7 protein-coding genes are annotated in these 16,865 nt (G+C 73.7%); 3 read left to right on the top strand and 4 right to left on the bottom strand.

Annotated elements, in window-relative coordinates:
• Window positions 1-4 precede the first annotated feature (4 nt).
• Window positions 5-3,295 (top strand): AfsR/SARP family transcriptional regulator, encoded by a 3,291-nt coding sequence (locus ACZ51I_RS28825; RefSeq protein WP_468881557.1) that lies wholly within the window; start codon window positions 5-7, stop codon window positions 3,293-3,295.
• Window positions 3,296-3,383: 88 nt separating this feature from the next.
• On the opposite strand, the gene ACZ51I_RS28820 is transcribed toward ACZ51I_RS28825, so the two are convergent.
• Both ACZ51I_RS28820 and ACZ51I_RS28815 read right to left on the bottom strand, forming a co-directional pair.
• The gene (locus ACZ51I_RS28820; protein WP_468881554.1) at window positions 3,384-4,028 is read right to left on the bottom strand and encodes a response regulator; all 645 of its coding nucleotides are present in this window, start codon (window positions 4,026-4,028) and stop codon (window positions 3,384-3,386) included.
• Complete coding sequence (locus tag ACZ51I_RS28815) at window positions 4,016-4,888, bottom strand: sensor histidine kinase (protein WP_468881551.1); 873 nt, start codon at window positions 4,886-4,888, stop codon at window positions 4,016-4,018. Before ACZ51I_RS28815 ends, ACZ51I_RS28820 begins: the two co-directional genes overlap by 13 nt.
• A 485-nt stretch (window positions 4,889-5,373) precedes the next feature.
• Between ACZ51I_RS28815 and ACZ51I_RS28810 the strand changes: the two genes are divergently transcribed.
• Together ACZ51I_RS28810 and ACZ51I_RS28805 are read left to right on the top strand one after the other, a co-directional pair.
• Window positions 5,374-6,120 carry an ABC transporter ATP-binding protein gene (locus ACZ51I_RS28810; protein WP_468881548.1) on the top strand — a complete coding sequence of 249 codons (747 nt, stop codon included), beginning with the start codon at window positions 5,374-5,376 and terminating at the stop codon, window positions 6,118-6,120.
• Entirely contained in the window at window positions 6,117-8,663 is a 2,547-nt protein-coding gene (locus ACZ51I_RS28805; protein ID WP_468881545.1) for an ABC transporter permease, read from the top strand. Before ACZ51I_RS28810 ends, ACZ51I_RS28805 begins: the two co-directional genes overlap by 4 nt.
• A 78-nt stretch (window positions 8,664-8,741) precedes the next feature.
• Here the strand turns inward: ACZ51I_RS28805 and ACZ51I_RS28800 are convergent, their stop codons facing one another.
• Together ACZ51I_RS28800 and ACZ51I_RS28795 are read right to left on the bottom strand one after the other, a co-directional pair.
• Window positions 8,742-8,951, bottom strand: coding sequence for an MbtH family protein (locus ACZ51I_RS28800; RefSeq protein ID WP_468881542.1), 210 nt, complete (start codon window positions 8,949-8,951; stop codon window positions 8,742-8,744).
• A gap of 77 nt (window positions 8,952-9,028) precedes the next feature.
• Window positions 9,029-16,840: an amino acid adenylation domain-containing protein gene (locus ACZ51I_RS28795; protein ID WP_468881539.1), complete on the bottom strand. Its 7,812-nt coding sequence runs from the start codon at window positions 16,838-16,840 to the stop codon at window positions 9,029-9,031.
• Window positions 16,841-16,865: the final 25 nt, after the last annotated feature.

Genomic DNA, 16,865 nt, shown 5'->3' with positions numbered 1-16,865 from the left:
GATCGTGCGATTACTGCTGCTGGGTCCGCTCGAGCTGCGCGGCCCTGATCAGCGACCGATACCGCCGGGTGGCCGCCGGGTCGGTCTGCTCATCGCCCGGCTCGCCCTCAACCCCGCCGAACTCGTCCCCACCGGCACACTCATCGCCGATCTGTGGGGGGACGAACCGCCGGCCGCCGGCGGGATCAACGCGCTCCACCGGCTGGTCTCCCGGGCTCGCCGCACACTGCAGCAGGCCGGCCACGACGACGGAGGCGTGATCTCCGGGCCCGGCGGTTACTCCCTGACCGTCGGTCCCGCCGACGTGGACGCGCACCGCTTTGAACAGTTGGCCGCGCAAGGCCGTCGGCTGCTGCGCGCGGGCGCCCCCGAGCAGGCCGTACCCGTGCTCCAGGAGGCCCTGTCGCTCTGGCGCGGGGCGGCCCTGCCCGAATACACCGACACCGGGTTCGCCAGCCGCACCGCCGCCCGGCTGGAGGAGCTGCGGCTCGCCGCGGTCGAGGACCACATCGAGGCACGGATGGCCTTGGGCCGTGCCCCCGAACTCCTTGCTGAACTTTATGCTCTGACGAGCAGTCATCCGCTGCGCGAGCGTGGCACCGGGCTGCTCATGCGCGCCCTGCAGCTCTCGGGCAGCCCGGCCGAGGCACTCACCGCGTACGAGCGGTTGCGGGCCGCGCTCGCCGACGAGCTCGGTGCCGTACCGTCGGCCGAGCTACGGCGCATCCATACCCAGGCACTGACCGACGGCGCCCGGCGGGGCTCCGGCGAGGCTCCGGGGGACAGGCCCCCCGGTGCGCGGCCGCGGAGTCCGGGCCTTGACACGGCGGCCCTGACGGCCGCATCGCGGACCGGTACGCCCGCGGCGGGAACCCCGGGCCTGCCCAGCCCCATCACCCGCTTCGTCGGTCGCGACGACGAACTGCAGCGTGTGGCGGCCTCGCTGCGCGGCTCCCGCCTGGTCACTCTGTACGGGCCGGGCGGGGTCGGCAAGACACGGCTCGCCACCGAGTTCGCCTCGCGTACCCGCACGGACACCGCCGACCTCGTCCATCTGGTCGAACTCGTCGGACTCAGCGGTGGCGAGGACCTCGCCGATGCCGTCGCACGGGCCCTCGGTCTCCCCGGCACCCCCCTGCTGGAACAGCCCCAGCCCGGCCGAAGCCGGTTCGACCGGCTCGCGGCGTTCCTGTCGGCCCGGCGTGTACTGCTGGTACTCGACAACTGCGAGCACCTGATCACCGAGGTCTCCCGGTTCGCCGCCAAGCTGCTGGCCGCCTGCCCGGGGCTGCTGCTCCTCGCCACCAGCCGCGAGCCCCTGATGATCACCGGTGAGGCGCTGTGCCGGGTCGACCCGCTGCGTCTGCCGTCCTCGGAGGCCGAGGCCGAACGCTCCACCGCGGTGCAGCTCTTCTGCGACCGGGCCGCACTGGTGCGACCCGGCTTCACCCTCACACCGTCCAACGCGGCCCAGGTGGTGGAGATCTGCCGCACGCTCGACGGACTACCGCTCGCGATCGAACTCGCCGCCGCCCGACTGCGGTCGATGTCCGTCCAGCAGATCACCGAACGGCTCGACGACCGCTTCCGGCTGCTGACGGTCGGCAACCGCACCTCCACGGCGCGGCACCGCACCCTGCGCGCCACCATGGACTGGAGCTGGGAGCTGCTCACCGAGCCCGAACGCACCCTGGCCCGGCGGCTCTCCGCAGCCGGCAACGGCGTGACGCAGGATGCGGCCGCCGCCGTCTGCGCGGGCGCGGATCTGGCCGAGGACGACGTGCCCTATCTCCTGTCGTCGCTCGTCGACAAGTCCCTGCTGCACCTGTGGGAGACCGAGGGCGGCGAGATGCGCTACCGCATGCCCGAGACCACCCGGGCGTACTGTGCGGAGCGCCTCACCGATTCCGGTGAGCGCGAGTCGGCCGAGGCCGCCTGCACCCGGCACTTCGTCGTGCTCGCGGAACGCGCAGCCGAGGAACTGCGCGGCGCGGGCCAGCCACGCTGGATCGCCCGGCTCGACGCCGACCACGACAACGTGCTGCTGGCCCTGCGCCGGGCCGTCGACGGCGGGGAGATCGACACCGCGGTCCGGCTGGGCCTCGCCCTGTCGTGGTACTGGGTCATGCGCGGCCGCTACTCCGAGGCCAACACCTGGTGCGGCGAGCTGCTGCGGTTCGGGGCGCGCGTACCGGAGACCGCAGCGGCCGTGTTCACCATGCTGCGGCTGCTGCTCCCCGCGCCCGCCGTCCAGGAGCGGGACGCCGGAGACCTCGACCGGGACGTCGCCGAGGCGGCCCGGCGCGCCCGGGACTGCGACGCCATGAGCGAGCATCCCCTGCTGTCGCTGCTGGAACCCAAGTGCTGGCTGACGGTGGGCGAGCACGAGGAGATGGAGCGCAGCGCCCGGCGGGCCTGCGCCCATCACGACGCCTGGGCGCGGGCCTCCGGCCGTGCGGCCCTCGGCTTCGCGGCGGAGACCACGGGCGACAGCGACGCGGGTGAACGGCACCTGCGGGCCGCGCTGGAGTCGTTCCGCGAGCTCGGCGACCAGTGGTCCACGGCGCAGCTCACCTGCACGCTGTCCCGGTTCACCTCGCTGCGCGGGGACACCGCGGGCGCGCTGGCTCTGCTGCACGAGGCGCGGACCGCGATCGAGGCGGTCGGCTCGGTCGACGACATCGCTCAGATCCGGATCCGGCTCGGTACCGAGCAGCTGCGCTCCGGGGAGTACGAAGCGGCGGAGGTGAGCTTCCACCATGCGGTGCACGGTCCCCGGCGCACCATGCCCGAGTACGAGGTGCTGGTGGCGGCCGGCCTGGCGGAGCTGGCCACCCGGCGCGGCCAGCCGTCGATCGCGTCCGAGCGGCTCGAACGGGCGCTGCGGCTGCTCGACGACGCGGTCTTCGACAAGGAGTTCCTGCACATCGAGGTGCTGCGGCGCACCGCCGCGCTGGAACTGTCGCAGGGGACTCGGGGCGTCGCAGCGGCCCGGGACGCTACGACGCGGGCGTTGCGGCTGGCCGCGCCGCTCAACGACATGTGGGTGCTCGCGACGGTCGCGGAGCTGCTGGCGTCGGTCGCCCTCCACGAGGGCCGGCCGGTACGGTCCGCGCAGTTGCTCGGCACCGCGACGGCGCTGCGGGGTCTGGAAGATCTGGGCAGTCCCGAAGTGCGCGCGCTGAGCCGTGAACTGACCGTGCGTCTGGGGGCCGCGGAGTTCCGCCGACGGTGCGCGGAGGGCGAGCGCCTGAGCCGCGACGCGGCCGTACGCGAACTCGCGTCCGGGACCTGAAGCCGTACGGCGACGTGTGGCCGCGGCTGAACAGCGTGGTCACGCTTCAGCCCACGGCTACGTGTTCACGAACGGCCCCCGCCCACCGCTACCGGTTCAGGAAGGCCAGGACGGCCAGGACCCTGCGGTGCCCCGTGCCCGAGGCGGGAAGACCGAGCTTGGTGAAGATGTTCTTGATGTGCTTGCTCACGGCCGGCACCGACAGTCCGAGGAGTTCGCAGATCCGCCCGTTGTCGTGCCCTTCCGCCATGAGGCCGAGGACCTCCCGCTCGCGCGGGGTGAGCAGATCGAGCGGGTCCTGGCCGTGGCGCCGGCCGAGGAGCTGGGAGATCACCTCGGGGTCCATGACGGTGCCGCCCGCGCGGACGCGATGCACCGCCGCCATGAACTCGGCGACGTTTCCCACCCGGTCCTTCAGCAGATAACCTATTCCGCTCGCGTCGTCGCCGAGGAGTTCCGTCGCGTAGTTGTCCTCCACGTGCGCGGACAGGACGAGGACCGGGAATCCCGGCCGTTCGCGGCGCAGTTCGGCGGCGGCCCGCAGGCCCTCGTCGCGATAGGTCGGAGGCAGCCGTACGTCGAGCACCACCACGTCGGGGGTCAAGGCCGCGACGAGCGCGGGCAGTTCCTCGGCCCGGTCCACGGTGCCGACGACGGTGATGCCCTCCGTCACCAGCAGCAGTTCGAGCCCGGCCCTCAGCAGGGCGTCGTCCTCGACGATCAGCACGCGCACGGTAGTTCCACCCGGATGGTCGTGGGCCCGCCCGGTGGGCTGGACACCTCGGTCGTTCCGTCGAAGGCCGCGGCCCGGCCCCTGATGCCGGTGAGTCCGCTGCCGCGGGTCTCGTCGACGCCACCCCGGCCGTCGTCGGTCACGGTGACGTACAGGGTCTGCCCCTCGGTCCTCATACCCACACGGATCCCGGAGGCGCCACTGTGCTTGACGGCGTTGGTGAGCGCCTCGGCGACGACGTGGTACGCGGCCACCTCCACCGCCATGGGCGCGCGGGTCAGGGCGCCGACCTCCAGCGCGCACGGCAGCGGGCAGCGCAGAGCGAGTGCCGAGACCGCGCCGGCCAGGCCGCGGTCGGCGAGAACGGGCGGGTAGATGCTGCGTACGACGTTCCTCAACTCCGCGAGAGCCTCTTCGGCCGCGGCCTGGGTCACCCCGATCAGCTCGCGGGCCTTGACGGGGTCGCTGTCCATGAGGCGTTCGAGGATGCCCAGGTGCAGCCGCACGGCGACCAGGCGGTTCTGGGTGGAGTCGTGCAGGGCGCGTTCGATGCGGCGCAGTTCCGCGGCGTGCGCCTCCAGCGCCTCCGCCCGGGACGTGGTCACCTCGGCGAGCCGGTGGGCGAGCCGCGTCCTTCCGCCGGCGGTCAGCCGGTGGACCCTGACCCGGGCGTGCAGCAGTGCCGCCGGCGGAGCGAGGTAGACGAGGACGGCCAGGTGCGGGACCGCCGCCACGGGGGTGAGGAGGGCGGTGGGCCAGTCACGGACCGGGAAGAAGGCGGGACTGAGGACGATGTGGGGCGGGAGCGCCCACCACCACAGCGGGACGGTGAGAGCGACGGCGGCGCTGAGCGCCGGCACGAGAACACAGATTCCCGTGAGGAGACCGGTGAGCGCGTTGACCACGGACCGTGCGACCGCGCGCCGTAAGCGGGCCAGTTCCTCCCGGGGCTCGGGCTCCGGACCCTCCGGTACCGGAATATTTCTCCTGGTGAAGACCGAGACACTGGCGTCCAGATCCGCGGCGCGATTTCTACTGGCTCGTTCCAGTAGTTCGGGCACAAAATGGGTGCGCAATCCCACCGCGGAAATCAGGCTCGCGAAAAGGAGGAAGGGGAGCATGGCCCAGGAGGCTGTGGCCGATCCCGCCGCGGCGACCAGATACCGCACCTCCGGCACGGCGGCGCGGGCCCTTTTCCGCAGCACCGAGCCGTTTTCCGGCCCCCGGGGTATACCTGCGTACACCCCCGCGGGTGCAGTCAGATATGCATTGTCCGGCTTCCCGGCCTCGTGATAGCTTCCCGGCGTCATTCTGAGCGGGGGTTCCTCTTGTGTCCGGTGGTTCGATGAATTTCAGCGCGCCCGGCGCGCCTGCACTGACCTTGCGCGACGTAACCAAGAATTATGGCCGGGGAGGGAATGCGGTGCAAGCCCTTCGGGGTATTTCCGTAGACCTTGCCCGCGGCAGCTTCACTGCGGTAATGGGTCCGTCGGGTTCCGGCAAGAGCACGTTTTTGCACTGCGCCGCCGGACTCGACCGTCCCAGCAGTGGCGAGGTCTGGCTCGGCGGCGTCCCGCTGTCCGGCATGCGAGAGACCGGGCTGACCCGGCTGCGGCGGGACCGGGTCGGGTTCGTCTTCCAGGCGTACAACCTGCTGCCCTCGCTGAGCGTGAAGGACAACATCACCATGCCCCTGCGGCTCAGCGGCGCCTCCCCGGACCGCGGCTGGCTGGAGGAGATCACCGGCAGGGTCGGCCTCACCGAACGGCTCCGCCACCGTCCGTCCGAGCTCTCCGGCGGCCAGCAGCAGCGGGTGGCGATCGCCCGCGCGCTGATCAGCCGGCCCGACGTCGTCATGGCCGACGAGCCGACCGGCGCCCTGGACTCCCAGTCCGGGCAGCAAGTACTGCGACTCTTCCAGGAGTTGGTCCGCGACCTGGGGCAGACCGTGCTGATGGTCACCCATGACCCGGTGGCCGCCTCGTACGCGCACAGCGTGCTCTTCCTGGCCGACGGCAGGCTCGTCGAGCGGATGGAGTCCCCCACGGCCGAGGGCGTCGCCGAGCGCATGGCCCACCTCGGGGGCCGGTGACCGTGCTCGAGATCGCGTGGAAGACGCTGCGCGCCCGCAAAGCGGCGTTCCTCGGCGCCTTCGTGGCGCTGTTCTGCGGTACGGCGGTGCTCGCCGCGTCCGGCATCCTCGTCGAGTCGGGGCTGCGGACGTCCGTACGGCCCGAACGCTACGCCGGCGCGGCGGTGATGGTCGGCGGCGACCAGACCCTGCGGGTGCCGGGCGGTGACTTCACCGTCCGCGAGACCCTGCCCGAGCGCGCCCGGCTGAAGCAGGACGTGCTGCGCGCGGTGGCGGCCGTTCCGGGGGTACGGCGCGCCGTCGGCGACTACAGCTTCACCGCCGCCCTGCCCGGGGCCGACACCGAGCCGCTGTACGGGCACGGTTGGGACGCCGCGGTCCTCGGCCCCTTCCGGCTCGCCGAGGGACGTGCCCCCGCGTCCGCCGACGACGTGGTGCTGGACAACGCCGCCGCACGGGCCGCCGGTGCGCGCGTCGGGGACCGGGTCCGTGTCGTCGTCGAGTCCGTGCCCGCCGAGTACCGCGTCTCCGGCCTCGCCGATCCGTCCGGTGACGCCGGACTCGAACGACAGAGCGCGGCGTTCTTCACCCCTGCCACCGCCGCCCGGCTGTCCGGCCACCCCGGCGTGTTCGACGCCGTCGGCGTGCTCGCCGCGGACGGAGTCGACGCCGCCGCGCTGGCCGCCCGCGTCGAGACGGCGGTCCCCGGAACCGTCGCTCACACGGGCGACGACCGGAGCAGGCTGGAGTTCCCGGACGTCGACTCGGCCGGCGGACTGCTCCTGCTGGTCGCCACCTCCTTCGGCGGCATGGCGGCGTTCGTCGCCATGTTCGTCGTCGCGGGCACCCTCGGGCTCTCCGTCGACCAGCGGCGCCGGGAGTTCGCGGTGCTGCGCGCCATCGGCTCCACCCCGCGACAGGTCTACAGACTGGTCCTGTCCGAGGCGCTGCTGGTCGCGGTCGTCGCCGGTGTCCTGGGCTGCGCTCCCGGCGTAGCCGTGGCGGAGCTGCTGCGCGGCCTCTTCGCCGGGTTCGGCGCGGTCCCCGACGATCTCCCCCTGGTCGTGGGTCCCGTGCCGATGGTGGCGGCGCTGGTCCTCAGCGTCGCCACCGCCCTCGTGGCCGGCCTGATCGCCGCCCACCGTCCCGCGCGCATCAACCCGGTCGACGCCTTCGGCGAAGCGGCCGTGGAGCGCCGCGGCCGGTCCCTCTGGCGGGTCCTGCTCGGTCTCGCCCTCCTCGGGATCGCCACCCTCTCCGCCGTGATGCCGCTGGTGGTGCGCAGCGAGCTCGGAGCGGCCGGGGCGGGCAGCGCGGCGCTGCTGGGTCTCGTCGGACTCGCCCTGCTCGGCCCGCTGGTGGTACGCGCCCTGGTCGGCGTGCTCGGGCTCCCGCTGCGGGCGAGCCGGGTCAGCGGCTTCCTCGCCGCCTCCAACAGCGCCACGGCGGCGCGGCGGATGAGTTCCGCGGTCATGCCGCTGGTGCTCGCCATCGGCTTCAGCGTGACCCTCGTCTACACCCAGACCACCCTGTCCGCGGCGGCGGGTCGCCAGGTCGAGGCGGGCCTGGACGCCGACTACGTGGTGGGAGACGGCGGTTCGGGCGGTCTGTCGTCCCAGGTCGTCGACCGGGTCCGCGAGGTGAAGGACGTGGAGGTGGCCACCGCGGTGTCCACCTCCAAGGCGTTCACGGCGATCACCGTGTTCGAGGACACGGAGCTCGCCGGATTCTCGCTGCGCGGCGTCACCCCCGAAAAGCTCTCCCGGACCATCGACCTCGGGGTCGTCGACGGCGACATCGGGAACCTGCGTGGCAGGACCCTGGCCATGGAGGAGACCCAGGCCACCCTGCTCGGCGTTTCGGTCGGCGACCAGGTGCAGCTGTACCTCGGCGACGGCAGCCGCACCCGGCTGAAGCTGGTGGCCACGTACGAACGCGGCATGGGATTCGGGGAGATGACCGTCCCGCAGGACGTCCTGACCGGGCACACCACGGCCCGTGCCCCCGGGCAGCTGCTGGTGCGGGTGCGGGACGGCGGCGACCGCGCGGCCGTCGGCGAGGCGCTGCGCACGCTGGCCGACACGTACCCCTCGCTGTCCGTGAAGGACCGGGACGGCTTCTCCGCGGGGGTGCGCCAGGAGGCCACCCTCGCCGCCTGGATCAACCTCACGGGCCTGGCGATGATCCTGCTCTACATCGCCATCGCCGTCGTCAACACCCTGGTCGTGGCGACCGCGGCCCGTTCCCGCGAGTTCGCCCTGATGCGGCTGATCGGCATGACCCACCGCCAGGTGATCCGCACCCTGCGCTGGGAGGCGTTGCTGATGTGCGGCCTCGCGGTGCTGCTCGGCACCGCGATGACCGTGCTGCCGCTCGGGGCGCTGAGCATCGCCTTCCTGGGCAGTCCGCTGCCCGCCGGGTCTCCGCTGATCTACGTGTCGGTGATCGCCGCCACGGTCGTGCTCGGCATGGCGGCGACGATGGTCCCGGTGCGGCTGGCCCTGCGGACCAAGCCGGTGGAGGCCATCGGCGTGCGGGAATAGCGTCAGGGGGCGAGCGAAGGGGCGGGGCCCCGGCCGGATCGGCCGGGGCCCCGCCCCTTCGCATGCGTACGAGCCCGCTCAGGCGCCCATCGCCTCGATGAGGCTCTTGGGCCGCATGTCGGTCCAGTGGGTGTTGATGTACTCGACGGCCTGGGCGCGCGAGGTCTCGGCCAGGACCGTCTCCCAGCCGGCCGGCACCTCGGCGAAGGACGGCCACAGGGAGTGCTGGCCCTCGTCGTTGACCAGGACCAGGTAGGTGGCGTTCTCGTCCTCGAAGGGGTTGCTCATGGGATGTTTCCTCTCGTGTGTCACGTCCGCTGTCGCGGGGTCTGCTCGCTGCGGGGATCCGCAGGTGCTCCTGCCGGCTACCTGCCGGAGGCGGAGGCCTCGGCGATCTCGCGCAGGCCGTCGGTGAAGGCCCGCGCGAGCCGTTCGACGGTCCCGCGCCGGTGCAGCGCGGCCGAGTAGGTCCAGACGAACTCCATGCGCTCCCCGGACACGCTGCCCGTCACATCCAGGACGTTGGTGCGGAGTTCGGCGGGTGCGTGGTCGCCGCCGGGACTCGGCAGGAAGCGGCGGTAGAAGCCGTCCCCCTCGCCCTGGCCGCCGAACCGGCCCAGGTAGTTGAAGGAGACCGGCACCATCGGCAGGTCCCGCAGCCCCGCCCGCTGCTCCTCCGTGCCCAGGTGGGCGAGGGCGCCGAAGCCGATGCCGTTGCGGGGCACCAGCCGGAGCCGGCGCTTGACCGCCGAGACGGTCCGGCGCCAGTCCGCGCCGTCCGGCAGGTCGAGGGAGACCGGGTAGACCGTGGTGAACCAGCCGGCCGTACGGGAGAGGTCGACGTCGTCGAACAGCTCCTCGCGGCCGTGACCCTCCAGCTCCACCAGCACCCGGGGCGACCCCGTCCACTCGGCGAGGGCCCGGCCCAGCGCGGCCAGCAGCACATCGTTGACGCGGCTGCGGAAGACGCCCGGCACCCGCTGCAGCAGCAACCGGGTGTGCACTTCGGACAGGGCGGCGGTGACCGTCTCCTGCGAGGCCACGGTGTTGTCCCCGCCGGGGTGGTCCAGCGGCACCTCGACCGGCGCGCCGTCGAGGACGCCCGCCCAGTGGGCGGCCTCGTCGTCGAAGCCGCCGTCACGGGTGAAGTCCGCCAGCCTCTGCGCCCATTGGGGGAAGGAGGTGGACTTGGCGCCGAGGTCGGGCCGCTTCCCGGCGGCGAGCTGCTCGTAGGCGGTGGCGAGGTCCTCCAGGATCACCCGCCAGGTGACTCCGTCGACCACCAGGTGGTGGGCGCCGAGCAGCAGCCGGGCGGGGCGGCCGGAGCCGCGGTCGAAGGCGACGGCCTCGAACAGCGGGCCGGTCGCCAGTCGGCCGGCGGACCGCGCGCGGTGGGCCCGCTCGTGGATCGCCGCGTCGAGCCGCTCGTCGCTCATCCGGGAGGCGTCCACGGTGTGCCAGGCGTGCGCCGCCTCGTGCGGCGCGTCGTCCGGCTCCGCGATCCGCTGCGTCCACACGCCATCCTGGCGCGTGACGCGCAGCCTGAGCATGTCGTGCTGCTCCAGGAGGGCCGCGACGGCCCGGGGTATCAGGGTCAGGTCGACGCCCGGGTGGAGTTCGACGAGCAGGGTCATGTCGAAGTGCTCGGGAGCCACGGGGTGGCTGTGCAGGAACCAGTCCTGCACGGGGGTGAGCGGAACCTCCCCCACCACCGCGCCCTGCCCGGCCGCCACCTCGGGGGCACCGGCCGACGGCGTGTCCGCTCCCGCGCCGAGCCCGGCCGCGAGTCCGGCCACGGTCTGCCGGACGAACACGTCCTTCGAGGTCAGTACGAGACCGGCCTTACGGGCCCGGGACACCAGCTGGATGCTGAGGATGGAGTCGCCGCCCAGTTCGAAGAAGTTGTCCTCCGCTCCCACGCGTTCGACGCCGAGCAGCTCGGCCCAGATATCGGCGAGCAGCCGCTCCGTCGCGGTGCGCGGCTCCACGTAGGCGGCGCCGGCCAGGGCGTCGTGGGACGGCCGCGGCAGGGCCTTGCGGTCCAGCTTGCCGTTGGCGTTGAGCGGGAGGTCGTCGAGGAGCACGACGGCCGCGGGGACCATGTACTCGGGCAGGGCCGCGGAGGCCGCCGCCCTGATCTCGCGGGCGGAGACGCCATCGGCCACCGCGTAGGCGACCAGTCGGCGGACTCCGGGCGTGTCCTCCCGTACGACGACGACGGCGTGCCGGACCCCGGGCACGGCGGCCACGACGGCCTCGATCTCGCCGAGTTCGATCCGGAAGCCGCGGATCTTGACCTGGTTGTCGGCGCGGCCGATGAACTCCAGTTCGTGGTCCGGGGTCCAGCGCACCACGTCACCGGTGCGGTACAGGCGGGCGCCCGCCGGGCCGAAGGGGTCGGCGACGAACCGTTCCGCGGTCAGGTCGGGCCGGCCGGCGTACCCCTGGGCGACGCCCGCGCCGCCCAGGTACAGCTCGCCGTGCACGCCGACGGGCACCGGTCTCAGCGAGGAGTCCAGGACGTGCGCGCGCGTCCCCGGCATGGGGCGGCCGATGAGCGGCCGCTCGCCCTCGCGGATCGGCCAGTACACACTGTTCACGGTGTTCTCGGTGGGGCCGTAGAAGTTGTAGCCGGTGGCCACCCCGGCCTCGCGCAGCCGGGCGAGCAGGGCCGCGTCGAGCGCCTCGGCTCCGACGGTGATCACCTGCGGGCGGTGTCGGCCCTCGTCGAGGAGTCCGGCCGCGACGAGCTGGGTGAGGTACGACGGGGTCGCGTCGAAGTAGTCGACGCGCCACTCGTCCAGGCTGCGGCACAGCTGCTCGGCGTCCAGCCGGGTCCGCTCGTCCACCACGTGCAGGTGGTGGCCGTGGATCAGCCACACCAGGGGGTCCCAGGACGCGTCGAAGGAGAAGGCGGCGATGTGCGCGGCACGACGCGGCGCCCCCGGATCCGGCAGCGCGTCGAGGACGACGGCCCGGTAACCGTCGATCATGGCCCGCAGATTGCCGTGGTCGATCACGACGCCCTTGGGGGTGCCGGTGGAGCCGGACGTGTACATCACATAAGCGGGATGGGCGTCGGTGAGCGGCCGGATGCGCTCGGCGTCGTCGAACGGCGAGCCGTCCCCCTCCGCGAGCGCGGCGGCCGCCTCCCCGTCCAGGACCGTCACGTCGACGTCGGGGCCGAACAGCTCGCGCAGCGCGGCCGCGCTCGCCTCGACGGTGAGGACACTGTGCGGGCGGGCCTGGCCGACGATCGAGCGGATCCGGTCGTCGGGGTACGACGGGTCGACGGGTACGTAGGCGGCGCCGGCCCGCAGCACCGCGAACACGGCCGTCACCGTGTCGGCCGTGCGCGGCAGGACCAGCGCGATCCGGTCGCCGGGTCCGGCGCCGGAGGCGACGAGTCGGCGGGCCAGCCGGTTGACGCGGGCGTCGAGTTCACCGAAGGAGAGCGTGACGTCCCCCGCGGTCAGCGCGGGCCGCTCCGGGTGCGCGGCGGCGGTCTCGGCCAGACCGCGCAGGACATGGCCGCCGTCGGCGGCGAGGGCGGGCCCGGACGCGGCGGCCAGCAGCTCGCTCCGGGTGGTGTCGGTCAGCGGGAGGAGGTCACGCAGGGTGCGGCCGTCGTCCTCGGCCAGCAGCCGCAGCAGCGCCACGAGCTGGTCGGCGAGGCGGGCGACCGTCCCGGGGTCGAACAGCTCCGTGTTGTACTCCAGTGCTCCGAGCAGCCGGCCGTCCACCTCGCCGAAGTCCAGGCTGAGGTCGAACAGCGCGTGCTCGCGGACCAGCGGGTGCTCGGTGAGGACCAGGCCGTCGAGGCGGGGGGCCTCGCCCGGCGCGTTCTGCAGCGCGACGACCGCCTGCACCAGGGTGGGCCGCGAGGGGTCCCGCTCGGGCGCCACCGCCTCCACCACCCGGTCGAAGGGCACGTCGGCGTGCTCGAAGGCGTCGAGGACCGTCTCGCGGACCCCCGCGAGCAGTCCGGCGACGGTCATGGACTCGTCGATCCTGGTGCGCAGCGCCAGCGTGTTGACGAAGAACCCGACGATGTTCTCCAGCTCCGCGCGTTCCCGGCCGGAGGTGACCGTGCCGACGGTGATGTCGTCCTGTCCGGTCCAGCGGGACAGCAGCAGCTGCACGGCGGCGGTGAGCGTCATGAACAGCGTGGCGCCGTGCGCCCGCCCGAGCCGGTGCAGCCCGTCCAGGACGTCGGCGGGCACCGCGAAGTCGTGCACCGCGCCGGCGGTGCCGCGCACGGTGGGACGCGGGCGGTCGGTGGGCAGCTCCAGCGGCTGCGCCCCGGCCAGGAGCCGCGCCCAGTGGTCCAGGGACGCCCGGAGGTCCGCCGACGACTCCCTGCGGTTCTGCCAGACGGCGAAGTCCGCGTACTGCAGCGGCAGTTCGGCGAGCCCGGCGCGTACGGGAAGATCCGCGGCGGGCGTGTCCGGGTGGGACAGCGCCGCCGCGTACAGAGCGCCGAGCTCCCGGGTGATCACGGACATCGACCAGGCGTCGGTGACGATGTGGTGGATGCTCAGGAGCAGGACGTGCTCCTCGGCACCGAGCTTGACGAGCAGCAGCCGCAGCAGCGGCCCCTCGTCCAGGGCGAAGGGGCGCTGGACCTCCGAGGCGAGCAGCGCGTCGAGGTCCGCGGCGGACCGGCCGGTCAGGTCGGTGACGGGCAGCGGTACGGGCGCCGCCGGGCGGACGACCTGCTCCGGGCTGCCGTCCCGGGAGACGAAGACGGTGCGCAGCGACTCGTGCCGGTGCACCAGCGCGTCCGCGGCCTTCCGCAGCGCTCCTCGGTCCAGCGGGCCGGAGAGCCTGAGCGCGCCACCCGAGTTGTACTCGGAGCCGCCCGGTGCGAAGTCGTCCAGGAACCACAGACGGCGCTGCGCGTACGACAGCGGCAGCGGCTCGTCCCGCGGCGCGGGTGTGATCGGCCCGCCGTCCCGGAGCCTGCCGCCCATGGCGGCGTCCAGGAGGGCGGCGAGGCCGGCGATCGTCGGGCGGTCGAAGACGCTGCGCGGCGGCAGCCGCACCCCGAACACGTCGGCGGCCCGGGAGAGCATCCGGACGCTGCCGATGGAGTCGCCGCCGACCCGGAAGAAGTCGTCGTGGACGCCCGGGTTCTCCAGGCCGAGCAGCTCGGCCCAGATCCCGGCGAGCACCGTCTCGGTGGGGGTGGACGGGGCCGTGTGCCCCACGCCCGACTGGCCGGCCCAGTCGACGGCGGGCAGCGCCTTGCGGTCCACCTTGCCGTTGCTGGTCAGCGGGACCGCGTCGAGCAGGCAGATCGCGGACGGCACCAGGTGCTCCGGCAGGGTCGCGGCCAGCTGCTCGCGCAACCCGTCCGCGGTCACCGCCCCGGGCGCGCTCGGCACGGCGTACGCGACGAGCCTGCGGTCGGCGCCGCGGCCCTGGACGTCCACGACGGCCTGCGCCACCCCGGGCAGCCGCAGCAGGGTGCCCTCGACCTCGCCCGGCTCGATGCGGTGGCCGCGGATCTTCACCTGGCCGTCGGACCGGCCCAGGAACTCCAGTGCCCCGTCGCCGCGCCGTCGCACGACGTCGCCGCTGCGGTACATGCGCGCACCCGCCGGGCCGAAGGGGTCGGCGACGAACCGCTCGGCGGTCAGCGCGGACCGCTGCCAGTAGCCGTGCGCCAGGCCGTCGCCCGCGATGTACAGCTCGCCGGGCACCCCGGGCCCGACCGGCCGCAGCCAGCGGTCCAGGACATAGACCCGGGTGCCCTCGATCGCGGTGCCGATCGGCGGGGTGGCCGCGCCGGACAGCGGGGCGCTCATGGTGGCGCACACGGTGGACTCGGTGGGCCCGTACGCGTTGAACATCCGGCGTCCGGCGGAGAACTCCGCGACCAGCTCGCCAGGGGTGGCCTCGCCGGCCACCAGCAGCGCCCGCAGCGGCCGCAGCTTCTCGGGCGTGAGGCTGGGCAGCAGCGCGGGCGGCAGCGTCACATGGGTGACGCCGTACGCGCCCAGTGCCCGGACGAGCCCCTCACCGCGCAACTGTTCCCTCGGCAGTACCACGGCCGTGGCGCCGTTCAGCAGTGCCACGGACAGTTCGGCGATCGCCGCGTCGAAGGCGGGCGAGGCGAACTGCAGCATCCGCGTCCCCGGGCCGACGTCCATGCGGGCGCCCTGCGCCGCGGCCAGGGCGGCGATGCCGCGGTGGCCGACGAGCACGCCCTTGGGGCGGCCGGTGGAACCCGAGGTGTAGATCATGTACGCGGCGCCGTCGACCCTGGCGAGCTGCGGCGCGGGCTCGCACGCGAGGACGTCGTCGCGCACCCGGTCGAGCAGGATCCGCTCGACCGAGTCCGGGAGCACCCCGGCGACGTCCGTGTCGGTGAGGACGGTACGCACTCCCGAGTCGTCCAGGATGTAGGCGAGGCGCTCCGCCGGATAACCGGGGTCCAGAGGCAGATAGACCCCGCCCGCCTGCATGACGCCGAGCAGCGCGGCCGTCTGGTCGGCGCCCCGCTCCAGGCACACACCGACGAACTCGCCGCCGCGCAGCCCGCGGTCGCGCAGGTACGTGGCGAAGCGTCCCGCGCGGTCGGTGAGTTCGGCGAAGGTCAGCTGCTCCCGGTCGGAGACGACCGCGAGTTCCGCGGGGTGCCGCGCGGCCCGTACGGCGAGGAGTTCGCCGAAGGTGCGCGGCGCCGGGCCCGCCGGACCCCGGCCGGCGTCGAGTGCCCGCGCGCGGCCGTCGGCGCCGAGCGGTTCGGTGTCCCGCAGCGGCCGGGGATCGGCCGCCGCGCCGAGCGCCGCACACAGGTCACGGGCGAGCTGTTCGACGGTGCCCGGGTCGAACAGTTCGGTGGCGAACTCGAGCCGCGCGTCCAGGCCGTCGGCGGTCTCCGCGAACTCGAAGGTCAGGTCGAAGACGGAGTGCTCGCGCCGCAGCGGGTAGGCGTCGGCCTCGAGCCCGCCGAGGCCGGCCCGCTGCCCGCCGTCCTGGTTCTGCAGGACCACCGTGGCCTGCACCAGCGGCGGTACGGAGGCGTCGCGCTCGTCCAGGACGGCGTCCACGACGGCGTCGAAGGGCACCTCCGCGTGGTCCAGGTCGGCCAGCACGCCGTCCTTGACGCCGGCGAGCAGCTCCCCGAAGGTCTGCCGCTCGTCCACCCGCCCGCGCAGGGCCACGGTGTTGACGAAGAAGCCGACCGTGTCGCGCAGTTGCGGGTCGTCCCGGCCGGCCACGACCGTGCCGACGACCACGTCGTCGGAGCGGGTCCAGCGGGACAGCACCAGCCGGACGCCCGCGACCAGCACCGCGAACAGGGTGGCGCCCTGCGCGGCGGCGGCCCGCCGCATGACGTCGGCGGTGGTCTTCGGGACGCGGAAGACGTGCGCGCCGCCCCCGGTGCCGCGCACCGGTGGCCGCGGCCGGTCGGTGGGCAGGTCCAGCGGCTCGGCCCCGGCCAGCTTGGTCCGCCAGTGCTCCAGGGACCGTTCGTAGCGCTCGCCACTGAGCCGTTCGCGCTGCCACACCGCGTAGTCCGCGTACTGCACGGCCGGTTCGGCCAGGCCCGCGGCGGCGGGCAGCTCCGCGACGGGTACGGCGGGCCGCTCCAGCGCCGCCCGGTAGAGCCCGTCCAGCTCGGACCGCAGCACCCCCATCGACCAGCCGTCGGTGACGATGTGGTGCATCGCCACCAGCAACACGTGCCGCCGCGCCCCCGCCCGCACCGCGTGGGCGCGTAACAGCGGCCCCGCGGACAGGTCGAAGGGCCGGCCCAAGCGCTCGCGCAGCGCCTCGGCCAGGGCCTCCTCGTCGCCCGCCGCGGTGTACTCGAAGACCAGCGCGTCCTCGGCCTCCCGCGCCGGCCGCACCCGCTGCACGGCCCGCCCGTCGCTCTCGTGGAAGGTGGTGCGCAGCGCCTCGTGCCGCACGACGAGCGCGGCGCAGGCGCGGCGCAGCGCCTCGGGGTCCAGATCGCCGCGCAGTTCCAGGCACATGGCCGAGTTGTAGTCCGCCCGTCCGGGCTCCAGCTGGTCGAGGAACCACAGCCGCTGCTGGGCGTACGACAGGGGCAGGTCGCCGTCCCGGGAGACGCGGGGGATCCTGTTCCGGTCCTTGCGGGTCTGCTGCGCCGCCAGCCGGCGGAGCATCTCCTGCTTCAGCCGTTCCTTGCGGTCGAGGGTCATCGCACTGTCCTCCGGCGCTGGTTCG

The sequence above is a fragment of the Streptomyces sp. NPDC034084 genome (genome assembly GCF_055575535.1).
This window is presented reverse-complemented; position numbering and strand designations above follow the sequence as displayed.